General features: G+C 63.4%; 20 protein-coding genes. 9 read left to right on the top strand and 11 right to left on the bottom strand.

Annotated features, from left to right (window positions below):
• Window positions 1-23 precede the first annotated feature (23 nt).
• On the bottom strand, window positions 24-716 hold the full coding sequence (locus tag AC1DV8_RS14515) for a hypothetical protein (protein WP_477157939.1): 693 nt from the start codon (window positions 714-716) through the stop codon (window positions 24-26).
• A 787-nt stretch (window positions 717-1,503) separates the two neighbouring features.
• Window positions 1,504-1,743, bottom strand: a complete 240-nt coding sequence (locus tag AC1DV8_RS14510; RefSeq protein ID WP_477157938.1) for a hypothetical protein — start codon at window positions 1,741-1,743, stop codon at window positions 1,504-1,506.
• On the opposite strand from AC1DV8_RS14510, the gene AC1DV8_RS14505 reads away from it, so the two are divergent.
• Together AC1DV8_RS14505 and AC1DV8_RS14500 are read left to right on the top strand one after the other, a co-directional pair.
• Window positions 1,736-2,590, top strand: a complete 855-nt coding sequence (locus tag AC1DV8_RS14505) for a helix-hairpin-helix domain-containing protein (protein ID WP_477157937.1) — start codon at window positions 1,736-1,738, stop codon at window positions 2,588-2,590. The two genes, AC1DV8_RS14510 and AC1DV8_RS14505, sit on opposite strands and share 8 nt — an antisense overlap.
• Window positions 2,591-3,045: 455 nt before the next feature.
• Window positions 3,046-3,531, top strand: a complete 486-nt coding sequence (locus AC1DV8_RS14500; RefSeq protein WP_477157936.1) for an antitoxin Xre/MbcA/ParS toxin-binding domain-containing protein — start codon at window positions 3,046-3,048, stop codon at window positions 3,529-3,531.
• Between the two features lie 149 nt (window positions 3,532-3,680).
• Here the strand turns inward: AC1DV8_RS14500 and AC1DV8_RS14495 are convergent, their stop codons facing one another.
• Both AC1DV8_RS14495 and AC1DV8_RS14490 read right to left on the bottom strand, forming a co-directional pair.
• Window positions 3,681-3,956: a hypothetical protein gene (locus AC1DV8_RS14495; protein ID WP_477157935.1), complete on the bottom strand. Its 276-nt coding sequence runs from the start codon at window positions 3,954-3,956 to the stop codon at window positions 3,681-3,683.
• Window positions 3,957-4,307: 351 nt separating this feature from the next.
• Entirely contained in the window at window positions 4,308-4,787 is a 480-nt protein-coding gene (locus tag AC1DV8_RS14490; RefSeq protein WP_477157934.1) for a hypothetical protein, read from the bottom strand.
• A gap of 667 nt (window positions 4,788-5,454) precedes the next feature.
• Here AC1DV8_RS14490 and AC1DV8_RS14485 point away from each other — a divergent pair.
• Entirely contained in the window at window positions 5,455-5,589 is a 135-nt protein-coding gene (locus AC1DV8_RS14485; RefSeq protein ID WP_477157933.1) for a hypothetical protein, read from the top strand.
• 38 nt (window positions 5,590-5,627) lie between these two features.
• On the opposite strand, the gene AC1DV8_RS14480 is transcribed toward AC1DV8_RS14485, so the two are convergent.
• The 3 genes from AC1DV8_RS14480 to AC1DV8_RS14470 all read right to left on the bottom strand — a co-directional run bounded on the left by AC1DV8_RS14480 (window position 5,628) and on the right by AC1DV8_RS14470 (window position 9,162).
• On the bottom strand, window positions 5,628-6,851 hold the full coding sequence (locus AC1DV8_RS14480) for a glycosyltransferase family 4 protein (protein ID WP_477157932.1): 1,224 nt from the start codon (window positions 6,849-6,851) through the stop codon (window positions 5,628-5,630).
• A 28-nt stretch (window positions 6,852-6,879) separates the two neighbouring features.
• Window positions 6,880-7,857, bottom strand: a complete 978-nt coding sequence (locus tag AC1DV8_RS14475; RefSeq protein ID WP_477157931.1) for an NAD-dependent epimerase/dehydratase family protein — start codon at window positions 7,855-7,857, stop codon at window positions 6,880-6,882.
• A 726-nt stretch (window positions 7,858-8,583) separates the two neighbouring features.
• Complete coding sequence (locus AC1DV8_RS14470) at window positions 8,584-9,162, bottom strand: sugar transferase (RefSeq protein WP_477158001.1); 579 nt, start codon at window positions 9,160-9,162, stop codon at window positions 8,584-8,586.
• 774 nt (window positions 9,163-9,936) lie between these two features.
• On the opposite strand from AC1DV8_RS14470, the gene AC1DV8_RS14465 reads away from it, so the two are divergent.
• Window positions 9,937-10,386 (top strand): hypothetical protein, encoded by a 450-nt coding sequence (locus AC1DV8_RS14465; RefSeq protein WP_477151277.1) that lies wholly within the window; start codon window positions 9,937-9,939, stop codon window positions 10,384-10,386.
• Between the two features lie 76 nt (window positions 10,387-10,462).
• Here AC1DV8_RS14465 and AC1DV8_RS14460 read toward each other — a convergent pair whose 3' ends face one another.
• The 4 genes from AC1DV8_RS14460 to AC1DV8_RS14445 form a co-directional block, all read right to left on the bottom strand.
• On the bottom strand, window positions 10,463-10,984 hold the full coding sequence (locus AC1DV8_RS14460; protein ID WP_477157930.1) for a transglutaminase-like cysteine peptidase: 522 nt from the start codon (window positions 10,982-10,984) through the stop codon (window positions 10,463-10,465).
• A gap of 448 nt (window positions 10,985-11,432) precedes the next feature.
• Window positions 11,433-12,032: a hypothetical protein gene (locus AC1DV8_RS14455; RefSeq protein ID WP_477157929.1), complete on the bottom strand. Its 600-nt coding sequence runs from the start codon at window positions 12,030-12,032 to the stop codon at window positions 11,433-11,435.
• Between the two features lie 10 nt (window positions 12,033-12,042).
• Entirely contained in the window at window positions 12,043-13,095 is a 1,053-nt protein-coding gene (galE, locus tag AC1DV8_RS14450; RefSeq protein ID WP_477157928.1) for a UDP-glucose 4-epimerase GalE, read from the bottom strand.
• Entirely contained in the window at window positions 13,095-14,048 is a 954-nt protein-coding gene (locus AC1DV8_RS14445) for a UDP-glucuronic acid decarboxylase family protein (protein WP_477157927.1), read from the bottom strand. The genes galE and AC1DV8_RS14445 overlap by 1 nt, the downstream gene beginning before the upstream one ends.
• Before the next feature lie 300 nt (window positions 14,049-14,348).
• Here AC1DV8_RS14445 and AC1DV8_RS14440 point away from each other — a divergent pair, with 300 nt between their 5' ends.
• The 5 genes from AC1DV8_RS14440 (at window position 14,349) to AC1DV8_RS14420 (ending at window position 19,281) form a co-directional block, all read left to right on the top strand.
• Window positions 14,349-15,845 carry an ABC transporter substrate-binding protein gene (locus AC1DV8_RS14440; RefSeq protein WP_477157926.1) on the top strand — a complete coding sequence of 499 codons (1,497 nt, stop codon included), beginning with the start codon at window positions 14,349-14,351 and terminating at the stop codon, window positions 15,843-15,845.
• Window positions 15,846-15,915: 70 nt separating this feature from the next.
• Complete coding sequence (locus AC1DV8_RS14435) at window positions 15,916-16,893, top strand: ABC transporter permease (protein ID WP_477157925.1); 978 nt, start codon at window positions 15,916-15,918, stop codon at window positions 16,891-16,893.
• A gap of 8 nt (window positions 16,894-16,901) precedes the next feature.
• Window positions 16,902-17,735: an ABC transporter permease gene (locus AC1DV8_RS14430; protein ID WP_477157924.1), complete on the top strand. Its 834-nt coding sequence runs from the start codon at window positions 16,902-16,904 to the stop codon at window positions 17,733-17,735.
• The gene (locus tag AC1DV8_RS14425) at window positions 17,732-18,538 is read left to right on the top strand and encodes an ATP-binding cassette domain-containing protein (RefSeq protein WP_477157923.1); all 807 of its coding nucleotides are present in this window, start codon (window positions 17,732-17,734) and stop codon (window positions 18,536-18,538) included. Before AC1DV8_RS14430 ends, AC1DV8_RS14425 begins: the two co-directional genes overlap by 4 nt.
• Window positions 18,535-19,281: an ATP-binding cassette domain-containing protein gene (locus tag AC1DV8_RS14420; protein ID WP_477157922.1), complete on the top strand. Its 747-nt coding sequence runs from the start codon at window positions 18,535-18,537 to the stop codon at window positions 19,279-19,281. The genes AC1DV8_RS14425 and AC1DV8_RS14420 overlap by 4 nt, the downstream gene beginning before the upstream one ends.
• Window positions 19,282-19,300 lie beyond the last annotated feature (19 nt).

The following is a 19,300-nucleotide window of genomic DNA, read 5'->3' as shown; positions in this document are numbered from 1 at the left end:
CCTTGAAGGCTCTCCCGCAGAAGTCATGGGGTAACCCGGTTGCTGGAGCGCACCTGGCTTAAAAAGGCCGATTGCATGGCTGCTGGAAGCTGCTCGACGGCTGCGGTGATCATCTGGCGTTGCCCCGCATACCTGCGATACGCAGCCACGACAGACGATAGGCTTCCGCTACTCGAGGCCGCGGCCGTCAGGTCCGATTTGTAGGCGGTCTGCGCTGGTTCGGGCAGCAGATCAAAATAGCGCGCAGCGAGTTCGATACGCAATCCCGCGAGCCATGCCTCCCAGGGGGCGGTGCGCTGGGAGGCCAGCAGACTATCGGCGAGTTCTGCTTCTCGCCCAGATGATACCGCCGCGAGCGCCTGGACGTATCGGGCATACGAATTGAGGGGCGACCGATCGGCAACAAAACGCGAGACGACCGCGCAGTGGCCCGCCAACGGCGCTTTGTCCGAGGCCGCCATCACCCGCACCCGAACGGCGGTCAGGACCTGCCGACAGTCGTCAAGCACCAGAGTTTGCGAATTGAACGACAGCCCCGGCTCCAACTGGCCGGTGGAGACGGCGGCAATCTTCTGATCCAGCCTGAGCCCGGAGGTGAAATACGGCCGCGCCTCAAACACAAGGAGGGCAAGGGAAGCCACGAGCATCAACAAACCGACGCAGGCAGCACACCAAGCGCCCAAATTTGACGATCTCCAGCTGCGCTCCGGTTCCATCACCGGCTTCCGCCGCGAGCGGTTGCTACGCCGGACCGATGGAAGGTGCCCGAATAGCCGCCGTCTGCGGCGTCGGATCAATTGCCGCAGTCTCCTGGGCAATTGCGGCAGAGATGAGCAGGACCATGGCAATCGTACCTAACAGGCGCACCATTTGCATCATCCTCAAAAACGATACCGCTCCAAACGCTAGCTGGCTGTTGAGCTTTAGTCAAATATCGTGGGCTTACTCAGGCCCGAGCGAACTCAGCGCGAGAGCGCAATAGACGGTACTGGCGGCGGTTGTACAACTGGCGTTTCAGTTGATACCGCGATCGAACCTGAGGCCGGGACAAAGTAACTCCGCAACGAAGCCGGCCATAGCGCCCGACGCGCTGAAAAAAGTAGAACTGTTCAGAATCCGCTCCGAAATCCAGGGCGATCTGGCCTAGACCGAGGCACAGCCACGAACACAGACTCGACAGATGCGAAAGCTCAGCTTCTCTGGCGTGCCGATCGTCACTTCATTGCCGAGGCAGCGATCTTTGGCTTGGTGTCGACCGTCATGCTCAGCCATCCGCGCCGAGTATCCATCGGCCGTGACGCCTAAACCCGCGCGTGAGCCACGGCGAGATCTGGTTTGGGTAGCTCAGTTAAGAGATGTCGACCGGTGACTGCGCCCGGCTGCTTGCACTTCCGAAATAGCCTGCACCGCCCACAACCGCGACGCGCATGATCAGGCGGCCAGCAGGTTGCGGAAGTAGGCGATGGTGCGGATCATTCCGGCTTCGAGGTCGACGCTTGGGGCCTATCCGAGCTTCTCACGCGCCAGTGTGATGTCGCTGTCGCTGACGCGGATCGTCGGCGGAATGAGAAGAAATACCATCTCCGAGCGGCTGCCGGTCAGGCGGGCGGCCTTTCGGCAAGTGCGCGCACTGTGAACTTGCCCGGATTGCCGATGTTGACCGGTCCGGGGAAGTCCGGGGCCAGTTTCCATCAGCCGGACCATCCCCTCGATGAGATCGTCTTCGGTTGGAAACGTGGACATCAACCGGTCCGATCTGGTGTCGGTCCTGGAATCCGGGACACTGGGTGCCGACCGCATCTGGCGACAACATGCGGATATGCGCGAGGACATTCGCTCGATCCAGGCCATCAGGCTCGGTCTCGGCTTTGTCAAAGGACTTAGCGACGAAGAGGCGAACCTGATCGTCGCGCGACGCGGACGCGGCTACGACAGCGTTCGCGATCTGTGGCTACGAACTGGCCTGGGACAGTCGACCCTCGAGAAGCTTGCCGACGCAGACGCCTTCCGATCCCTTGGTCTCGAGAGGCAGGACGCCAGGTGGGCCGTCGGCGGCTTAAGGGGCGGCGACGGCGCCGAGAACCTGCCGTTGTTCGTCGCCGCCGGGCGACCCGAACAGCACCCCGAAATCGATGCCAATCTGCCGCCGATGCCCATAGGCGAGCAGATCATCCATGATTTCCGAACCTTGAGCCTGTCGCAAAAGGGACACCCTCTGACGTTCCTACGCGAAACCCTGACTGCCAGGCGCACAATCTCCGCCGGCGAGCTCCGCGAAGTTCCGGCTGGACGCGTCGTCACCGTCGCCGGTCTCGTGCTGGTCCGCCAGCGGCCAGGGACGGCAAGCGGGGTCATCTTCATGAGTTTGGAGGACGAGACGGGGCTCGCCAACATCATCGTCTGGCCGAAGGTATTCGAAGCCAATCGTGCCGTTGTGCTGGGCTCGCGGATGATGGCAGTAACCGGCGAGGTTCAGAAGGAAGGTCTCGTGTCCACCTCATCGCCAGAAAGGTGTTCGACCAAACTCCCTGGCCCCCGACCTAGCTGGTGGCACCGACATCGGCGAGGCCATGATCGCCAATGCCGATGAAGGGAAGACCGGCCCGAACCCTGCGGCAATTTCTGGAGGCGACCAGGTCATCGACTGCGACTGCTCGAACTATTGGATCTGCTCCCATCGCGGACCGTTGCGCATCGAGTTGGCCATTCAACGCCTTGGGTGGGAATTCGACTTTTACGAGCGGAGGGCCGAACTCGCGTCCCGCGTCTACTGCTCGCTATGCGGCAAGTACCATCCGACCTTTCGACTGGGTTGGAAGACCCGCCCTGGCAGCTACACGGGTGGTCACGGAGCCGGCGCCGTGATGAAGGGCGTCATAGCACCTCCGCAACCGATGCCGGACTGGCGGGCCTACCGACTGGTTGGTGGGCGGGGTTAACGTTCGCCGCTTCGGCCCCAGACGGTGAGCGGGCTCGTTCGGCTAGTTTTCAAGCGCCCCAGGCTGTCGCATGCTAGTCTCTGATCCTGAATGAAACGGAGAGAAAATGGGCGGTTCCGGAGGAGATCCACCGCTGGACGAGGTGCCGGTGACGTTGAGACCGCTCATCGAGATGCTCGGTGGGCAGCGGGTTCTTGGCTACCGGCTCGAGAGTCAGCTTGACGCCCATCAACTCCTTCTCGACGGCCTACCGGCGGCCGCATTGCTTGCTCTGCTTGGCAACCTGACGGAGATCGAAGACAAGGCTTCCGTCGAGGCGGCACTAGGTGTGAGCATGCGCCGGTTGCGGCGCCGCAAACATGGACCGCCAACCGTGCTGAGCGCCGATCAGAGCGCTCGAGCCTGGAAAGTCGCCTCTATCCTGGCGAAAGCGTCTTCCCTTCTTGGGTCTCGCCGGGCAGCGCAGCGGTGGCTTGAAAGCCAAGCGATTGGCCTCAACCGTTACCGTCCGATTGACCTGATCGCCACCCCGGTTGGCATGGAAATCGTTGAGACCTACCTGCGTCAGCTCGAGTACGGCGTTTATGCTTGATCTCCTCCCCTGCCCTTGAGGCAAGACGTTCGCCAGAGGCACCTCCAGACCGATCCCGACTTGCCGGTTGCTGCGCTCTCCAGCCGCGTTTAGTTTTCACCGACCCATGAGCCTGGCGCCAACGCCCCCGCACCGCTTCGCGCGGTAATTCACGCCAGCTTCAAGCCATCGATGGTCGTCTGGAGGCGAGGAAGCAACTGCCGCTCCACCTCCTCGGCTGCAATCCGGCCGGCCTGGTAGACGTAGGCGACGTCCGGAGCTGGCATATCGAGCCGCCCGGCCCTGTCGAGTTCATGCACCCACGTCGCAAGGGTGATAGTGACACAGTGGCTCAGATCGATCACATCGACGTCCGGGAATGCCGCCTCGATTTGCGCCTCGATCATCCGGACGCAATCCAGCATCGCCGTTGGAAACAGCTGCACGACGATCTCCAGGGGAGTTTCGTCGTTGTCTTCAACGGGAGAGCTTTCCATGGCGCGGCGAATAATGGCGGAGCACGGGAACCATGCCGAGCACTGTGAAGCATAGCAATAGCTCCCACGTGCGCAGACAATTGTTGACACAACCTCAAGACCGTCAGCCCTCCCCCCGCTGCCCGAGCGTCCAGTATGCGCCGCCATAATCGGCCTGTGGAGGTATGCCGGGCGCCGATCATCTCGAGCAATGCGGTGGGAGGGCAATGGCGAGGTCATCGCCATGAATAGACCTGAACATTTGCCCGGCCGTGCATCACCCTGGAACAAGGGATCGCTTGTAGGGGCAGAAGCGGCCACTCACACCCCGGCACGTATGGTCAATCCGCGTAAAGCTGGAAATCGGCCGCTCGGCCCGCGACCTCGTGCTCTTTCAACCTCGCGATCGATAGCAACCGCATGACGATTTAGGCTGACAAGCTCCGCGACCTCACCTGGGAAGTGCAGGTTGGTGGCCCATATCCTGCCGTCATCCGCCGCGAACTGCACAAGTCCGTTGTCAACAAAGACGTCGATATAGAACTCGTCGAGGTCTCCGAGCGGCACGCTGTAGCCATGGGCAAAGTCCTGCATATCCGCCACAGGGCCCCGCCACAGTCGTAGGGAGACTTCTCCGTTCGCGGTACGCTCGAAGCTGAGCTGCGGCCTTGCCTCGCCGAAGAGGGTGAGGTTGGCCGACTGGCCCGGCTGCAGGCGGATGGTGCCGCTGAGGCGGTAGGTGCCGGTGCGCGGGACGACCGGAGCATCCTCGAGCCGGAAGTGGTCGAACTTGCTGGCCACCTGCTCGGGTACCGACGCAGCGAGCCGTAACTGGCTACTGCGTAGTTCATCGCAGGGTATGCGCCTACCTTGAGTTTGTGACCGGCCACGAACCGGTCGGGGACGGTGCCGACACGATCGCGGCGGCGCGGTTCAGTTCTGACATCGGCCTCGCCTTCAGCAGCTCGGCCGCCTCGTCTGGCAGGGCGTCAGCGTAGATGGGTCAGGGCGCCCCCCCGCGAACGTAGTCGCGCGCGAATGACAGCAGGTCGCGACGCTTGGGTCGCCAGTCGAAAGTTCCGGAAAGCACAAGCTCCGGCAGGAAGCCCGCACCCGCCTCAAGCTCCACTACAGCGGGCAACCCAGGCGGAGCGTAGATGACGCGTGTGGAGGGAGCCACCGAGTGCCCGTAGGCCACGTCGGCCGGCGACAGTACCGCAACGGCGGGAAACCGCCCACTGCCGTAGGCGCGACGCTGCCACGCCGCGGCACCTGATGCGAGCAGGTGCTACCGGTGGGCCGGAAACATCGAGGGCAGCGAGACTGGTAATGTTGTGGAGGATCGGCACGGTCGGGATCGGCATGTGCCAGGCCAGCATGTCGAACGGCTCCCACGAGCAGATCGCCATCGCATGCCCGCATCAGCAAGCAGCTGCAGGTTGGCTCGCGACATATACTGAGCGCGATAGTGCGGAAAGCCGCACGCCAGGTTGGCAATTTCCTGCGTCTTGGCGACGCGCAGCGGGTGGGCAACCGTGACGTCGATACCCTGTTGCAGCAGCGCGACAATCATCCTGCGGTCATAGACCTCGTCGCAGGCTGACCCGTCACCGGGGGCCTTGCCAATCCACAGCAGCGTGCTCACCGCGTCGACGGTGGGGAGGACTGGGCCACGCTGGCAATGATCTTGGCGAACCGCGCGGCAACACCTTCCACCCGGAACGTTCGTTCCGCATACAGACGCCCGTTTCGCCCCATCGCCTCGCGTTCGGCGTCGTTAGAAAGCAGCCCGGACGCGGCGGCGAGCAAGCCGGGAACATCGCCCGGAGCCACCATCTTGCCGGCATGGGCGCGAAGCACCGTCTCGCTCGCGAGGTTCTCCGGAGTAATGGAACCCAGGACGGCCCGGCCCGCCGCCAGATAGCTCAGCACCTTGGAGGGCACCGAGAACACGCTCGCGTCGGGCTCGATCATGGCGTAGAGCACGTCGGCAGCTGCCAGCACCTTTGGCAGGTCCTCCACCGTCGCCCAAGGGCGTACGAAGACGTTGTCGAGGCCCTCGGCCGCAGCCTTTTGCTTTACGTAGTCCGGCGCCGATCCCTGGGAGAAGAGATGCACGTCGGCGTCCAAGTGCCTGGCCAGTTCAAGCAGCAGGTCCGGGTTGTGCTTGCGCGCCAAGGTCCCGGTATAGACGATGCGTTTGCGGCCCGGCCGCATGTTGGCAAGTGACCAGTCGTTGTCGCGGGGATATTGCGGGACTTCGTCGAGCGGTGCGATGTTTTCGATCACATGGATGTCGCGACGCTTGACGTTCCAGGGTGCGGCCCGGATGACGTGGGCGAAGCCCTCTGCAATCAACACGAGCGCATCGCTGCGCTCGAGCAGCCGACGCTCCTTGCGCCGGTAGTGCCATCCCGCCACCCTGCCCAACAACGCGTTCTTCTTTCCCAGCAACCGGCTGATGGCCTCGCTGTTGATGTCCTGGCACCAGAAGACGAACGCCGCGCCATGCGTATGGCAGTAGTGGAGCAGCCGCTCCTGGACTGCGATCGGGGAGTTTGACGAGACGATGACATCCGGCTTCTCGGCAGTAACGTGCTGCTCAAGGACAGAGGCATATTCCAGTTCCTGCACCAGCCGGCGCAGGAGATTGTCCTTGTCGAAGGGCCGACTGATGTTCAACTGCGTGGCGTTGAAGGCGCCGGGGACCCCGCCTTCGCCATCGACTTTTCCCTTCGGAGTTGGAAAGCCTGCAAACGATACGTATGAAACCTGCTGCCCCAGTTCCGACACGGCACGAGCCAGACGCACGGAGTGCGCATGGCCGCTATAGTCGTGTAACAACACTTTGAGAGGCCTGTTCACCAAGGCGAGCTCCAGCTCCAGGCCAATATCAGGCGACTCTCTCGTAGTTGGCGTGCGCTTGCCGCTCGATCCACTCGTATGTCCTTTCGAGCCCCGCCTTAAGGGACTGCGAGGGGCGCCAGCCGAGCTTTTCCTCGATTAAGTGGTTGTCGGAGTTGCGGCCACGAACGCCCGTCGGTCCGGCTATGTGGTTCTTATGCAGCTTCTTACCGGCGATCTCGGAAACGTAGTCAACCAGCTGGTTGATGGTCACCATCTCATCTGAACCAATGTTGACGGGCCCCTCGAAGGCCGACCGGGTGAGTCGAATTGTCCCCTCGAGGCACTCGTCGATAAAGAGAAACGAACGGGTCTGGTTGCCGTCGCCCCAGATCTCGATCTCGCCGCCATTGGTTGCCATCGCGACCTTTCGGCAGACGGCGGCCGGCGCCTTTTCCTTGCCCCCCTGCCAAGTGCCCTCTGGCCCAAAAATGTTGTGGTAGCGCGCCACCCGGTTGGTCATGCCGTAATTGCGGTTGTAGGCAAGGAACAGTCGCTCGGAGAACAGTTTCTCCCAGCCGTATTCGCTGTCGGGGGCGGCCGGATAAGCCGATGACTCCGCGCAATTCGGAGTGTCTGGATCTTCCTGGTTGTAGGCCGGGTACATGCAGGCTGATGAGGAGTAGAATACTTTTTTGATATTCCGCTTCAAGGCCCGGTCGGCGACGTTGAGGTTGATCGTTGCCGAATTGTGCATGATGTCGGCGTCGTGCTCGCCGGTGAAGATGTACCCTGCGCCGCCCATGTCGGCGGCCAACTGGTAGACCTCGTCGAACCCCCGATCGATCACGCCGGTCACCACGCTCTGTTCACGCAGGTCACCCACGACAAAATCGTCGGCCTCAGTCTCGGAAAATGCGGGGAACTTGAGGTCCACGCCCCGGACCCAGAACCCTTCACGCTTGAGGCGCTTCACCAGATGGCTACCGATAAATCCGCCAGCACCCAGCACCAGAGCAGTCTTCATCAATGTGCTCCTTACAACAATAGCGTGAAGTTCTTCAGTTAGAGGAGGCCGAGTGCTCCCGTCGAATTCTGCCGCGCTCCCGTTTAACAGTATTTCACCCTCGGATGAGGAGCAAGCACGGTTCACAGATGTCAGTACTCCACTCGGCGGGCGCCATCGAGGTCAAACCTGACCGCTCCGACCGCTGCCCCCATAGCCAGGAAAGTCGCGAAGGAGTTACGGTTGACGAATGGGCCGGTTGCCGAGCCTTGGTATGCCCACTTTGGGAGGCCGAGCAGCGTGTCGCCCTCGCCCAGGTCGACGGTACTAGCGGCAGTTGTACAACTCGCCCGATGTGCTGAAAGAACTGGTTCAGAACCGCCCAGGAGTCAGCGGCGATCCGGCTTAAACCGAGGCACAGACACCAGGACGCAGCGGACGCGAAAGCTCAGTTTCTCTGGCGTGCCGAGCGCTACTTCATTTTCGCCCCTGAACTGTTGGGCACCGAACCGGTCGAGAATGTGGTCCACAAGAGCAACAGCAACCCACTGGTTGATGAGACCCGCGAGACCGCCATCACCGGTCAGCTTGGAAGGTTAACGTCGAAAGCCAGAGCCGATGTCGCAGGCCTACTGAAGGCGGGCAGCAAGCTCGATGCCTTGATTAACCACTGCGCCGACCGGACCGAGCAACCGTCACCGACTGCAAAGGGCCCGACTAGCATGGTCACACGCCTGGGTTAAGGACCTAGCTACCGCCGCCCGAGATGAACTCGTCGCGGGCCGTCAAGAAGATTATTCGCAAATCGAGCACAAGCGATGCGTTCTGGATGTATGCCATGTCGTGCTCCACGCGTTCGCGTGCCTTGGTCGGATCTTCGGTCGGCCCTCGCAGCCCGTTCGCCTGCGCCCAGCCGGTTAACCCGGGTCGAACGCTGCGCCGCATGTCGTAGTAGACGACGAGTGCCCGGTACGGCCTGCCGCCGGCCAGCTGCCCGGCAACGTGCGGACGAGGGCCGACGAACGACATGTCGCCCCGCAGGATGTTGAAGAGCTGAGGAAGCTCGTCGAGGCTCGAGCAACGCAGCCAACGGCCTATGGGGGTTACGCGCTCGTCGTCGAGCACTGTTTGCGCAACACCGGAGTGGTCGCACACCTCTTGGCGCATGGTTCTGAATTTGTAGAGCTGGAACAGCGTGTCGTCCCGCCCCGCGCGCACTTGCCGGAACAGCACGGGCCCCGGGCTCGTCAGCCTTATCGCCAGTGCCACGCCCAGCAGCAACGGAGTGAGAACTACTATCGCTGCGATCGCCATTACAATATCCATCGCGCGCTTCAGCACCGCATAACAATCGTCAGAGTACGTTGGAGATGCGACGATCGGCATCCCGTCGCGCCACCGCAGCGGCAGTCCGCTGTGACTAGTGACGATGGGCGGGCTTACTGGATGTACCGAAGCAATCTGGAAAGTTGCATCCCGACGCGGCGGCTGCCTGGGATTCTGGCCAAATGATATCTCTGCCATGGGCGGCACCTCGCACCCCGGACGTCAGAAGAACCGTCCGCACTCACAGTACTTAAGGCTCCGCAACCCGTATGATCTTAACGATATATTAACCGCAAGCGCAAGGACGTAATTACAGCGCCTTGGAACGGCTTTCAAAAAGGCGATCCAGCCGGTTGCCGCTCACGCGCCCGGCACCCAGGCTTTGCCGAGGGTTGGCGTGATCACGAACGATTTACATCGCGCCGCCGCGACAAGACTCGAGGGCTGCAGGGCTTGGCTGGGATAATCGGAGTCCATAGTTCAGCTTTTCTCGACGACAGTTGTCGCGAGGGCCGAAAAGCAGCCCAACGTGTCGTCGAACCGGAGGTTCGCACTGCAATACTCTACCGACCCGCGCAGGTTGCTCTATTGCCGAGACTGCACAACTTGGTGTGGTTGCTGTCGCTTCTTCCCCTACCGTAGTTTCTCCTCGGCGCGGGCTCGGCGATTAACCGTGTCCCGAATTGATTGCCGGGCACGCCCAGATTTGTTGACTTTCCGCGGTGCGAGGCGCTTACTTAATGAGGTATTAATGCACCATGTAAGGAAAGCGCTATGAGATGGCTTATTACAGCTGCGGCGGCGCTGGTGTTGTCTCTCCCAGTGGCCGTGCCGCTTCCGGCCCTCGCCCAGAGCAGCACCATAGATGAAGTGATGACGGTCTGTACTGACGTCATCAATCTCCAGTACGAGGACGACCACAGCCGGGATGGCCAGTGCATCAAGGCCGTGGCCGACTTTCTTGGCGTAATCGGGGCCCCCTCGGCGGAGGCTGACCCGCAGATCACTGAACTGATCCTAAAGCTGGTGGAACTGTACCGCGACGATCCGGACTGCAAGATTGCCGAGACTGAATTGCCCGAGGCAATCTCGACAGCGGCCGGCAAGGTGCTGGATGCAGACGTCAAGGCCGAATACATCCTGATAGGCCAGCAGATCGACAGCTGCGATTTCTCACCGACGTCAGCGATCAACCCAATACCCGAGCCGGCCAGCAACAGCTAGGCTGCCAAGCAACGCGGTTCGCGAAAAGGCAAAGGGCCCCTCGGGGCCCTTTTCTCGTTGCGGCAAAGGCGATGGATCAGGCGCCGGTCCACGATTTCGGGTTGGCGCCCGACATCGAGATGATCCGCAAGCCGGCCTGGGCCTTGAGCTTGACCGCGTTGGTGCGGTTGTCGAGCACGAAGTCGCCCTGGCTGGTCTTGACGATGAGTATCGCGTGCCCCTCGCCCGAGCGGGTCTTGGCGAAGGCGATGCGGAGCGCGCCGGGCGGTAGCCCCAATTTGATCAGCCGCGAACGCTTGGTGACAACATAGTCTTCGCAGTCGCCGCTGCTGGCGTTTAGGGTCCAGACGTCCTTGCCCCGATTGTCGTTCTTGGGGCGGATGGCATTATTCACCGACAGATTGACGCGCTTGAGCGTCTGCATGGTCGCGTCGGTCATCGGCACCGAGGACTTGCCACCGGGCTGGCACTCGCCAGGGTTCTTAATACAGAAGATCTTGAAACCGAGCGGTGACTGGGCGCCCGCTGCCTGAACTTCCACCGTGCCCGCCAGCATGGCGATCACGAGCGCTGTTGCAACCATCAATTTGGATTTCATTCCGCCATCCCCCTCATTGGGCACGGCGGCACAATGACACTCCCGGATTTCCGGGCTTTTTAAGGTATCCGGCGCATTTTAGCTAATTTGCGCCGGTCGAACTTTCCTGTCAGACGTCACTTCAACGTGCTGACCACGACCTCAACAGCAGCAGGAGCGAGCGGCCCTGCATTGCGGGCGTTGGCGTTGGCCTTGCTGACGCACGGTTCGCGAATGCCACGGATGGTTGCTCCGGTCAACATGCCATCAGGCGTGCCCTCGACGAGACCCTGCTGCCGCAGCAACTCCTGCACAACGAAATGTACGCGTTTTCACTTAGGCCGCGCAATCGCGGCAATAGCATGGCGCATCTCGGCAGATCGAGCTTCATGAACCGCCGTGCGGTCTCCGCACGAGCCGCAGGGTGCGCTGCGGCCGGATTGCACAAGTCACGGGCAGTCGATCAATTTCAGGTGCCCGAGCGTGGCCCGACCTGGGCGAAGGCGTCGTCAACAAGCTGGTCCCGATCGGCGAAGTGATCGAGTTCGACCTCAACAGTGCGCATACCCTCGGTGAGCGAATAGAGTTCATCAGCCTGCTGCATGATCGGCAGCACGTCGTCGCCTGCCGCGACGGCGTCGAGGAGGCGGTCGAGCAGGGCGTCCACAGTGACTTTCGCGTCGTTGATGTACATTGTCTCCGCGCGATCGCCCGGCCAGTTGGCGCCGCCGCTCTCGGCGAGATAGCGCAGCGAGATCAGAAAGTAGCTGCCCTCGGCGATGAGGTCGCGCTGCAATTGAGCAGTCTCGAGGTAGGTCGGACCCGCCGCGCCGACAGCGCGGACGTCGTCGGCGACCAGCGCCGGCACATCGACACTCGGCACCACGCCATACGTCGCGCGGATCATGAACAGCACCGCGCGCTGCGATACGTAGCGTCGCGCAGTCTGCTCCGCGAGCTCGGGGCTCGCCGGCACGCTCCGCGCTGGAACGTCCGCTGCAAATGTGGGAACAGCCGGAATAGCGGTGCCGAGAAATGCCAGAAGCGCGGCAATGGCGCAGTATCGCATGGTCAATACCTCAGAAGCAGCCGCGTCGGTTTCCTAACACGGGTTCCGCGGCGGCGGAGTGCGGTGCGGTACAATATTGGCCGGTAAGGTTAGCGCCGGGCCGGACTTCCCAAGCCCAGGCGCTGCTGACCATCGCTTCAAGCTCAGGATATTTCGGGGTCCAGCCGAGCAATGAGCGCGCGAGCCCGCTGTCAGCCCATAGTTCGGGCGGGTCCCCTGCCCGGCGCGGTGCGAGTTCGTGGGCCACGGGACGGCCGACGACGGTACCCACCGTGCGGATCACGTCGAGCACACTGTGCGGTCGACCGGTGCCGAGATTTACCGCGCGCGACTGGCCGCCTCGCATGAGGTGATCGAGTGCGAGGACATGGGCGGTTGCGAGGTCGGAGACATGCACATAGTCACGCAACGCGGTCCCATCCGGCGTTGGATAGTCGGTACCCATGACCTTGAGCGGCGCGCCGGTTCCGGCGGCGGCCCGGAGGGCTAACGGGATCAGGTGCGGTTCGGGGTCGTGCGTTTCGCCGATCTCGCCTTCGGGATCGGCGCCCGCCGCATTGAAGTAGCGCAAAGCCATCCACTTGAGATTGTGCGCGACGCCAGTCCAATGCAGCAGCCGCTCACAGGCCAGTTTGGTCTCGCCGTAGGGATTGGTCGGCTGCTGCAGCGTGTCTTCAGTGATCGGCAGCAGGTGCGGCACACCATATGTGGCGCAGGAAGAGGAAAAGACGAACGCGGCGCAGCCTGTTCGTTGCGCTGCCTCGACGAGCCCCAGGGTGCCCGACACGTTGTTGTCGTAGTAGGCAAGGGGCGCCCGCATCGAGTCCCCGACATAGGCCGAGGCGGCAAAATGCATGACTGCCTCGGGCCGTACCACCCCGAACAGCGTGTGCAGGCCCTCGCGATCTCGGATATCGGCCTGGTGGAGTGCCCCCCAGCGCACAGCCTCGCGATATCCGGTGGAAAGGTTATCGATCACCACCGGTTCGTGCCCGGCGACGGCCAGCGCCTTGGCGGCATGGCTACCGATGTACCCGGCCCCGCCGACCACTGCCACGCGCATCAGGCGGCCAACAGATCGCGGAAGTAGGCGATGGTGCGGCTCATGCCGGCCTCGAGCTGCACGGTGGGAGCCCAGCCAAGCTTCTCGCGGGCGAGTTGGATATCGGGTCGGCGCTGGCGCGGATCATCGGGCGGCATGGGCATGAACACCAGTTCCGAGTGGCTGCCCGTCTGCCGGATCACCATTTCGGCCAGTTCGCGCATGGTGAACTCGCCGGGGTTCCCGATATTGACTGGTCCAGGGAGGTCCGGCCCCGTCTCCATCAAACGGACCATGCCTTCGATGAGGTCGTCGACGTAGCAGAAGCTACGGGTCTGGCTGCCATCGCCATAGATAGTCAGCGGTTCGCCCTTCAGTGCCTGGACGATGAAGTTCGACACCACGCGCCCGTCGTCGGGCTGCATGCGCGGGCCGTAGGTATTGAAGATGCGCATCACCTTGATATCGAGCTGATGCTGCCGGTAATAGTCGAAGAACAGCGTTTCAGCGCAGCGCTTGCCTTCGTCGTAGCAGGCACGGGTGCCGATGGGATTGACCCGGCCCCAGTAGGCCTCGGTCTGGGGGTGGACCTCGGGATCGCCGTAGACTTCGCTGGTCGAGGCCTGGAGGATGCGGGCGTGGAGCCGCTTGGCGAGGCCAAGCATGTTAATGGCGCCATGGACGCTCGTCTTGGTGGTTTGCACCGGATCCCGCTGGTAGTGGATGGGCGAGGCCGGGCAAGCCAGATTGTAGATGCGGTCGACCTCGACATAGAGCGGGAAGGTCACATCGTGCCGCAGCAGCTCGAAGCGCGGATTGCTGAGCAGGTGGGCTATGTTGGCCTTCGAGCCGGTGTAGAAATTGTCGGCGCAGATGACGTCGTGGCCGTCCGCGATCAGCCGGTCGCAGAGATGGCTGCCGAGAAAGCCGGCCCCCCCCGTTACCAGTACACTCTGCCCTGCACTGCTTCTCATCGCATCGCACCTTCGATTGCGCCGCCAGGGCGCCCGAGACTATCCTAGACCAGCAACTCGCGGACGCCCCCAAAAGCTCCACTTATGGGTAATGGCAGGGGCGGCGTCGGACGTCAAACCCCTGCCGGGAACGAGATTTTCCGATCTTGGCGCCACAGCGAAGGGTGTTTCGCGCGGGAGGTCAGCGGCAGTAAGATTAGACTAGTAAAAGCATAGGGTTTTGAGCGATGACGGGGTATCTAGATACCAATGTGAGACCGCTTTCATGCGACGGTCCACGCCGGACAAGGAGTTCCCCGAATGAACCAGATTTCCATCCGCCGCGCGCTGGTCGCCGCAACGCTGCTTGGCAGCGTTGCGCTGGCGCCGCTCGCCATGGCGCAGGAGTTCGATGCCAACGCTACGATCCGTATCGGCTCGCTGTACGAGCCGCAGAACCTCGACAACACCGCCGGCGCCGGCCAGGGCATCAACGAGGCGTTCAACGGCAACGTCTACGAGGCGCTATTCCAGCTGACCGATGCGGGCGCGGTAGAGCCGAAGCTGGTCGACAGCTACACCGCCAGCGAAGACGGGCTGACCTACACCTTCAAGTTGAAGCCGGGCGTGACCTTCCACTCGGGCGATCCGCTGACCGCGGCTGACGTAAAATACTCGATCGAGCGCGTCACCGCCGAGGCCTCGAAGAGCTCGCGCAAGAAGAGCCTCTCGACCATCACCGGCATCGAGACGCCGGATGACCAGACCGTGGTGATCACGCTGTCGGCCCGCTCGATCTCGCTGCCCTACAATCTCAGCTACGTTTGGATCGTCAACGACAAGGCGACCGACATCACTGCGACGGAAGACGGCACCGGGCCCTACACGCTGGGCGAATGGCGCCGCGGTTCGGCCCTGGCGCTGGCTCGCAACGACAAGTACTGGGGCACGGCGCCGACCAATGGCGAAGTGATCTACACTTACTTCACCGACGCGACGGCGCTGAACAACGCGCTGCTGACCAATGCGGTGGATGTGATCACCTCAGTGCAGAGCCCGGACTCGCTGGCACAGTTCACCGGCAACCCGGCCTACACGGTGACTGAGGGCGCTTCGACCACCAAGGAGTTGCTGGCCTGGAACGACCGCGTCGCGCCGTTCGACAACGTCAAGGTGCGCAAGGCTCTGGCCAAGGCCACCGACAAGGCGAAGCTGCTCAACTCGATCTGGGGCGACTACGGCACGCTGATCGGCTCGTTCGTGCCGCCGACCGACCCGTGGTATGTCGACCTGACGGGCGTCGATGCCTATGACGTCGATGCGGCGAAGGCACTCCTGGCGGAAGCCGGGTATCCGGATGGCTTCGAGTTCACGCTCGATACGCCCGACTACGACCCGCATCCGATCGTCGCGCAGTTCCTGCAGGCGGAATACGCCAAGGTCGGCGTGAAGGTGAACATCAACATCATCACCGCCAACGAGTGGTACGAGAAGATCTACAAGGCGCACGATTTCCAGGCGACGCTGCAGGAGCACGTGAACCACCGCGACATCGTTTTCTACGGCAACCCGGACTTCTACTGGGGCTACAACAACCCCGAGGTGGTGAAGCTGATCGCCGACAGCGAGGCGGCCGCGACGACCGATGAGCAGAACGCCAAACTGCTGGAAGCCAACAAGCTGATCGCCGAGGACGGGGCCAGCAACTGGCTCTACCTCTATCCGCAGATCGTGGTGTCGGCAGCGAACGTCACCGGCTATCCGGTGAACGGGCTGAACTCGCAGTTCTTCGCCTACGGGATCCAGAAGGCGAAGTAAGCTCTGGGTCGCGAAGACCCTGGTCCATGACGACGAGGGCGCCGCACGCTAAAGTGCGGCGCTCTCATTTTTGCGAAGGCCGTCTTCCATTCTTACCTACCTCCTCCGCCGTCTCGGCATCCTGATCCTGTCGCTGTTGATCGCGGCGGTGGTGCTGTTCGTGCTGCTCCGGCTGCTGCCGGGTGATCCGGCGAATGCTCTGCTGGGCGTTGGCGCCACCGAGGCGCAGATCGACGCGGCGCGGAGCCAGGTCGGCTCGGATCAGCCGCTGATGACGCAGTTCGTGACGTTCGTCGGCAACCTCGCGCGGTTCGACCTGGGCAACTCGTTCGTCAGCAAGGCGAGCGTGCTCGGGGAGATCGGCAACCGGCTGAGCGTGACGTTGCCGCTGACAATCCTCGGGTTCGCGCTCGCCATCGTCATCGCGCTGCCGCTGGGGATCATCGCCGCTGTGAAGGGCGATCGATGGTATGGGGCCGCGATTTCGATCGTCAGCCAGCTGGGGATCGCCATTCCGGTGTTCTGGCTGGGAATCCTGATCGTCACGATCTTTGCCATCAACCTCAGGCTGTTCCCCTCCGGTGGCTTTCCGCTGAAGGGCTGGGCCAATTTCGGCGAGGCGGCAGTGGCGCTCGCCCTGCCCGTGTCGACGGTGGCGCTGGTGATCGCGGCGTCACTGCTGCGCTATGTGCGCTCGGCGACGCAGGACGTGATCGGCAGCGACTACATCCGCACGGCGCGGGCGCTCGGCTCGGGCTTTGTCGAGGCGCTGGTGCGGCATGGTATCCGCAATGGCGCGGTGCCGGTGATCTCGATCCTCGGCATCGAGCTGGCGACGACCTTCCTCGGCGCCGTGGTGGTCGAGAAGGTGTTCGCGCTGCCGGGGCTCGGCTCGATGCTGCTGCTCGCCATCCAGCAGCGCGATTATCCGAACGTGCAGGGCGTGTTGTTCATCTCGACGCTGCTGGTGCTGCTGATCGGCTTTGCGGCCGACTTGCTGCAGCGCTACATCGATCCGCGGTTGCGCGGGCGGGCGGGGGCGCCGTGAGCGCGGTCGTGGCAACTGCGCCGCGCTCGCGCGGTTCGCTGACGCTGTGGCTCGGCTTTGCCCTAGTCGCCATCCACGTGGCGGTGGCGCTGCTGACGCTGGTGTGGACGCCCTACGATCCGACGGCGCTGACCGGCGGACGGCTGGCGCCGCCATCCTGGGAGCACTGGGCCGGCACCGACCGGCTGGGGCGGGACTTCTTCACGCAGATCATGATCGGCTCGCGCATCGCGCTGATCGTCGGCGTCGGGGCGGTGGCGATCGGCGGGTTGATCGGGGTGACGCTGGGGATGCTGGCGGCATTCGCGACGCGGCTGCTCGACGATGCGCTGGCGGCGACGCTCGACATCCTGATCGCTTTCCCCACCCTGCTGATCGCCATGCTGGTGGTGGCGGCGAGCGATACGGCGAGCCTCGGCACGGCGATCCTGGCGCTGGGTACCGCGCTTTCGGCTATCGTGGCACGGCTGACGCGCATCCTCGCCAAGCGGGTGCTGCTGATGGACTACATCACGGCGGCGCGGACCTCCGGCACCTCGTGGCTGGGCATTGTGTTCCAGCATGTGCTGCCCAACATCTGGCCGACGCTGTCGGTGAACTTCGCGCTGCAGTTCGGCCTCGCGGCGATTGCGGAGGCGTCGCTCAGCTATCTCGGGCTGGGGGCGCCGCCGCCGAACGCGAGCTGGGGCCGGCTGCTGCAGGAGGCGCAGGGGACGGTGTACACCGCGCCGATCGGAGCGATTGCGCCGGGCATCGCGCTGGTGTCGCTGGTGATCGGGGTGAACCTGTTGGCGGATGGACTGCGCGATATCGGCGATCCGACGCGGAGGGGTTCGCGATGAGCCTGCTCACGATCGACAAGCTCAACCTCAGCGTCGACGGCAAGCCGCTGGTTTCCGACCTGTCTTTCTCGATCGCGCCCGGCGAGCGGCTGGGGGTGATCGGGGAGTCCGGATCGGGGAAGTCGCTGACGGCGATGGCGGCGACGGGGTTGTTGCCGCGGGCCATTGCGGCCAGGGGCTCGGTGCTGCTCGGTGGGCAGCAGGTGATCGGGGCGCCGGACCGGGTGCTCGACGGGTTGCGCGGGACGGTGGCGGCGTTCGTGTTCCAGGAGCCGCTGACGGCGCTCGATCCGCTGCTGCGGGTGGGCAGGCAGGTGGCGGAGCCGCTGCGGCGGCGGGCGCGCCGCGACGGGCGTGAGCTTTCGGGCACTGAACTCAATCGCGAGGTGCTGGCGCTGCTCGAGCAGGTCGCCCTGCCCCAGCCCGAGCGCATCGCGCGATCGTATCCGCACGAGATTTCGGGCGGGCAGCGGCAGCGGGTGGCGATTGCAATGGCATTGGCGTGCCGACCGCAGCTGCTAATCGCCGACGAGCCGACCACGGCCCTCGATGTGACGACGCAGGCGGAAATCCTGAAGCTGCTCGACGGGCTGGTGCGGGAACGTGGCATGGCGCTGCTGTTCATCAGCCACGACCTGCCGGTGGTGGCGGAGATCGTCGACCGGGTGGTGGTAATGAAGAAAGGCGTCGCGGTGGAGGCCGGGCCGGTGGGCGAGGTGTTCGGCGCACCGCAGGACGACTACACTCGCTCGCTGGTGGTAGCTGCCAAGGCGTTCGACGACGCGCTGGAGGGCACGCCGTGAGCCTCGTCAGCGTCGAGAACGTCAGCTTCGGCTACAACCGCGACCGGCTGGTGCTGAATGACGTGTCGCTCAGCATCCGCACCGGAGCGAGCGTGGGGCTGGTGGGCGAGTCCGGATCGGGCAAGACCACACTGCTCCGGCTGCTGCTCGGATTGACCAAGCCGAGCGCGGGGCAGATCCGGTTCGATGGTGCCAGACTCGAGACCGGCAATCGCGGCTTCATGCGGGACTATCGCCGGGAGGTGCAGGCGGTGTTCCAGGACCCCTATTCCTCGCTCGATCCGCGGCAGAACGTGCTCGGCATCGTCTCGGAGCCGCTGCGCTCCCTAGGTATTCCGGGCGACGGGCGGGCTCTGGTCGAGGCGGCGCTGGTTTCGGTAGGGCTGGAGCCGGGCATTCTCGGCCGCTATCCGCACGAGTTCTCGGGCGGGCAACGGCAACGTATTGCCATCGCGCGAGCTATCGTAGCCAAGCCAAAACTGCTGCTGGCGGACGAAGCGGTGAGCGCACTCGACCTCTCGACCCGCGTCCGCATCGTCGAGCTGCTGAAGCGGCTGGCAGCGGACATGACGCTGGTATTCGTATCGCACGATCTCGGCGTGGTGGCGGCGCTTTGCGAGGAGATGCTAATCCTCGAAAAGAGCCGCATCGTCGAGGCCGGCGCCACTCGCAAAATCCTCGCCGACCCCCAACATCAATACACCCGGAAGCTGCTCGGCAGCGTTCCGCGGATGCCCGCCTGAGCCACCCAAGGACGACTCG

The sequence above is a fragment of the Devosia sp. P3_B2 genome (assembly GCF_056402875.1).
The sequence above is the reverse complement of the archived record's forward strand: the minus strand, read 5'-3'. Positions and strand labels throughout refer to the sequence as shown.

Coding starts and splice junctions, on each gene's coding strand:
- AC1DV8_RS14445 (WP_477157927.1), bottom strand. CDS start 14,048: ATGAGAAGCAGTGCAGGGCAGAGTGTACTGGTAACGGGGGGGGCCGGC.
- AC1DV8_RS14470 (WP_477158001.1), bottom strand. CDS start 9,162: ATGGATATTGTAATGGCGATCGCAGCGATAGTAGTTCTCACTCCGTTG.
- AC1DV8_RS14440 (WP_477157926.1), top strand. CDS start 14,349: ATGAACCAGATTTCCATCCGCCGCGCGCTGGTCGCCGCAACGCTGCTT.
- AC1DV8_RS14510 (WP_477157938.1), bottom strand. CDS start 1,743: ATGTCCACGTTTCCAACCGAAGACGATCTCATCGAGGGGATGGTCCGG.
- galE (WP_477157928.1), bottom strand. CDS start 13,095: ATGCGCGTGGCAGTGGTCGGCGGGGCCGGGTACATCGGTAGCCATGCC.
- AC1DV8_RS14425 (WP_477157923.1), top strand. CDS start 17,732: ATGAGCCTGCTCACGATCGACAAGCTCAACCTCAGCGTCGACGGCAAG.
- AC1DV8_RS14455 (WP_477157929.1), bottom strand. CDS start 12,032: ATGCGATACTGCGCCATTGCCGCGCTTCTGGCATTTCTCGGCACCGCT.
- AC1DV8_RS14515 (WP_477157939.1), bottom strand. CDS start 716: ATGGAACCGGAGCGCAGCTGGAGATCGTCAAATTTGGGCGCTTGGTGT.
- AC1DV8_RS14475 (WP_477157931.1), bottom strand. CDS start 7,857: ATGAAGACTGCTCTGGTGCTGGGTGCTGGCGGATTTATCGGTAGCCAT.
- AC1DV8_RS14500 (WP_477157936.1), top strand. CDS start 3,046: ATGGGCGGTTCCGGAGGAGATCCACCGCTGGACGAGGTGCCGGTGACG.
- AC1DV8_RS14465 (WP_477151277.1), top strand. CDS start 9,937: ATGAGATGGCTTATTACAGCTGCGGCGGCGCTGGTGTTGTCTCTCCCA.
- AC1DV8_RS14460 (WP_477157930.1), bottom strand. CDS start 10,984: ATGAAATCCAAATTGATGGTTGCAACAGCGCTCGTGATCGCCATGCTG.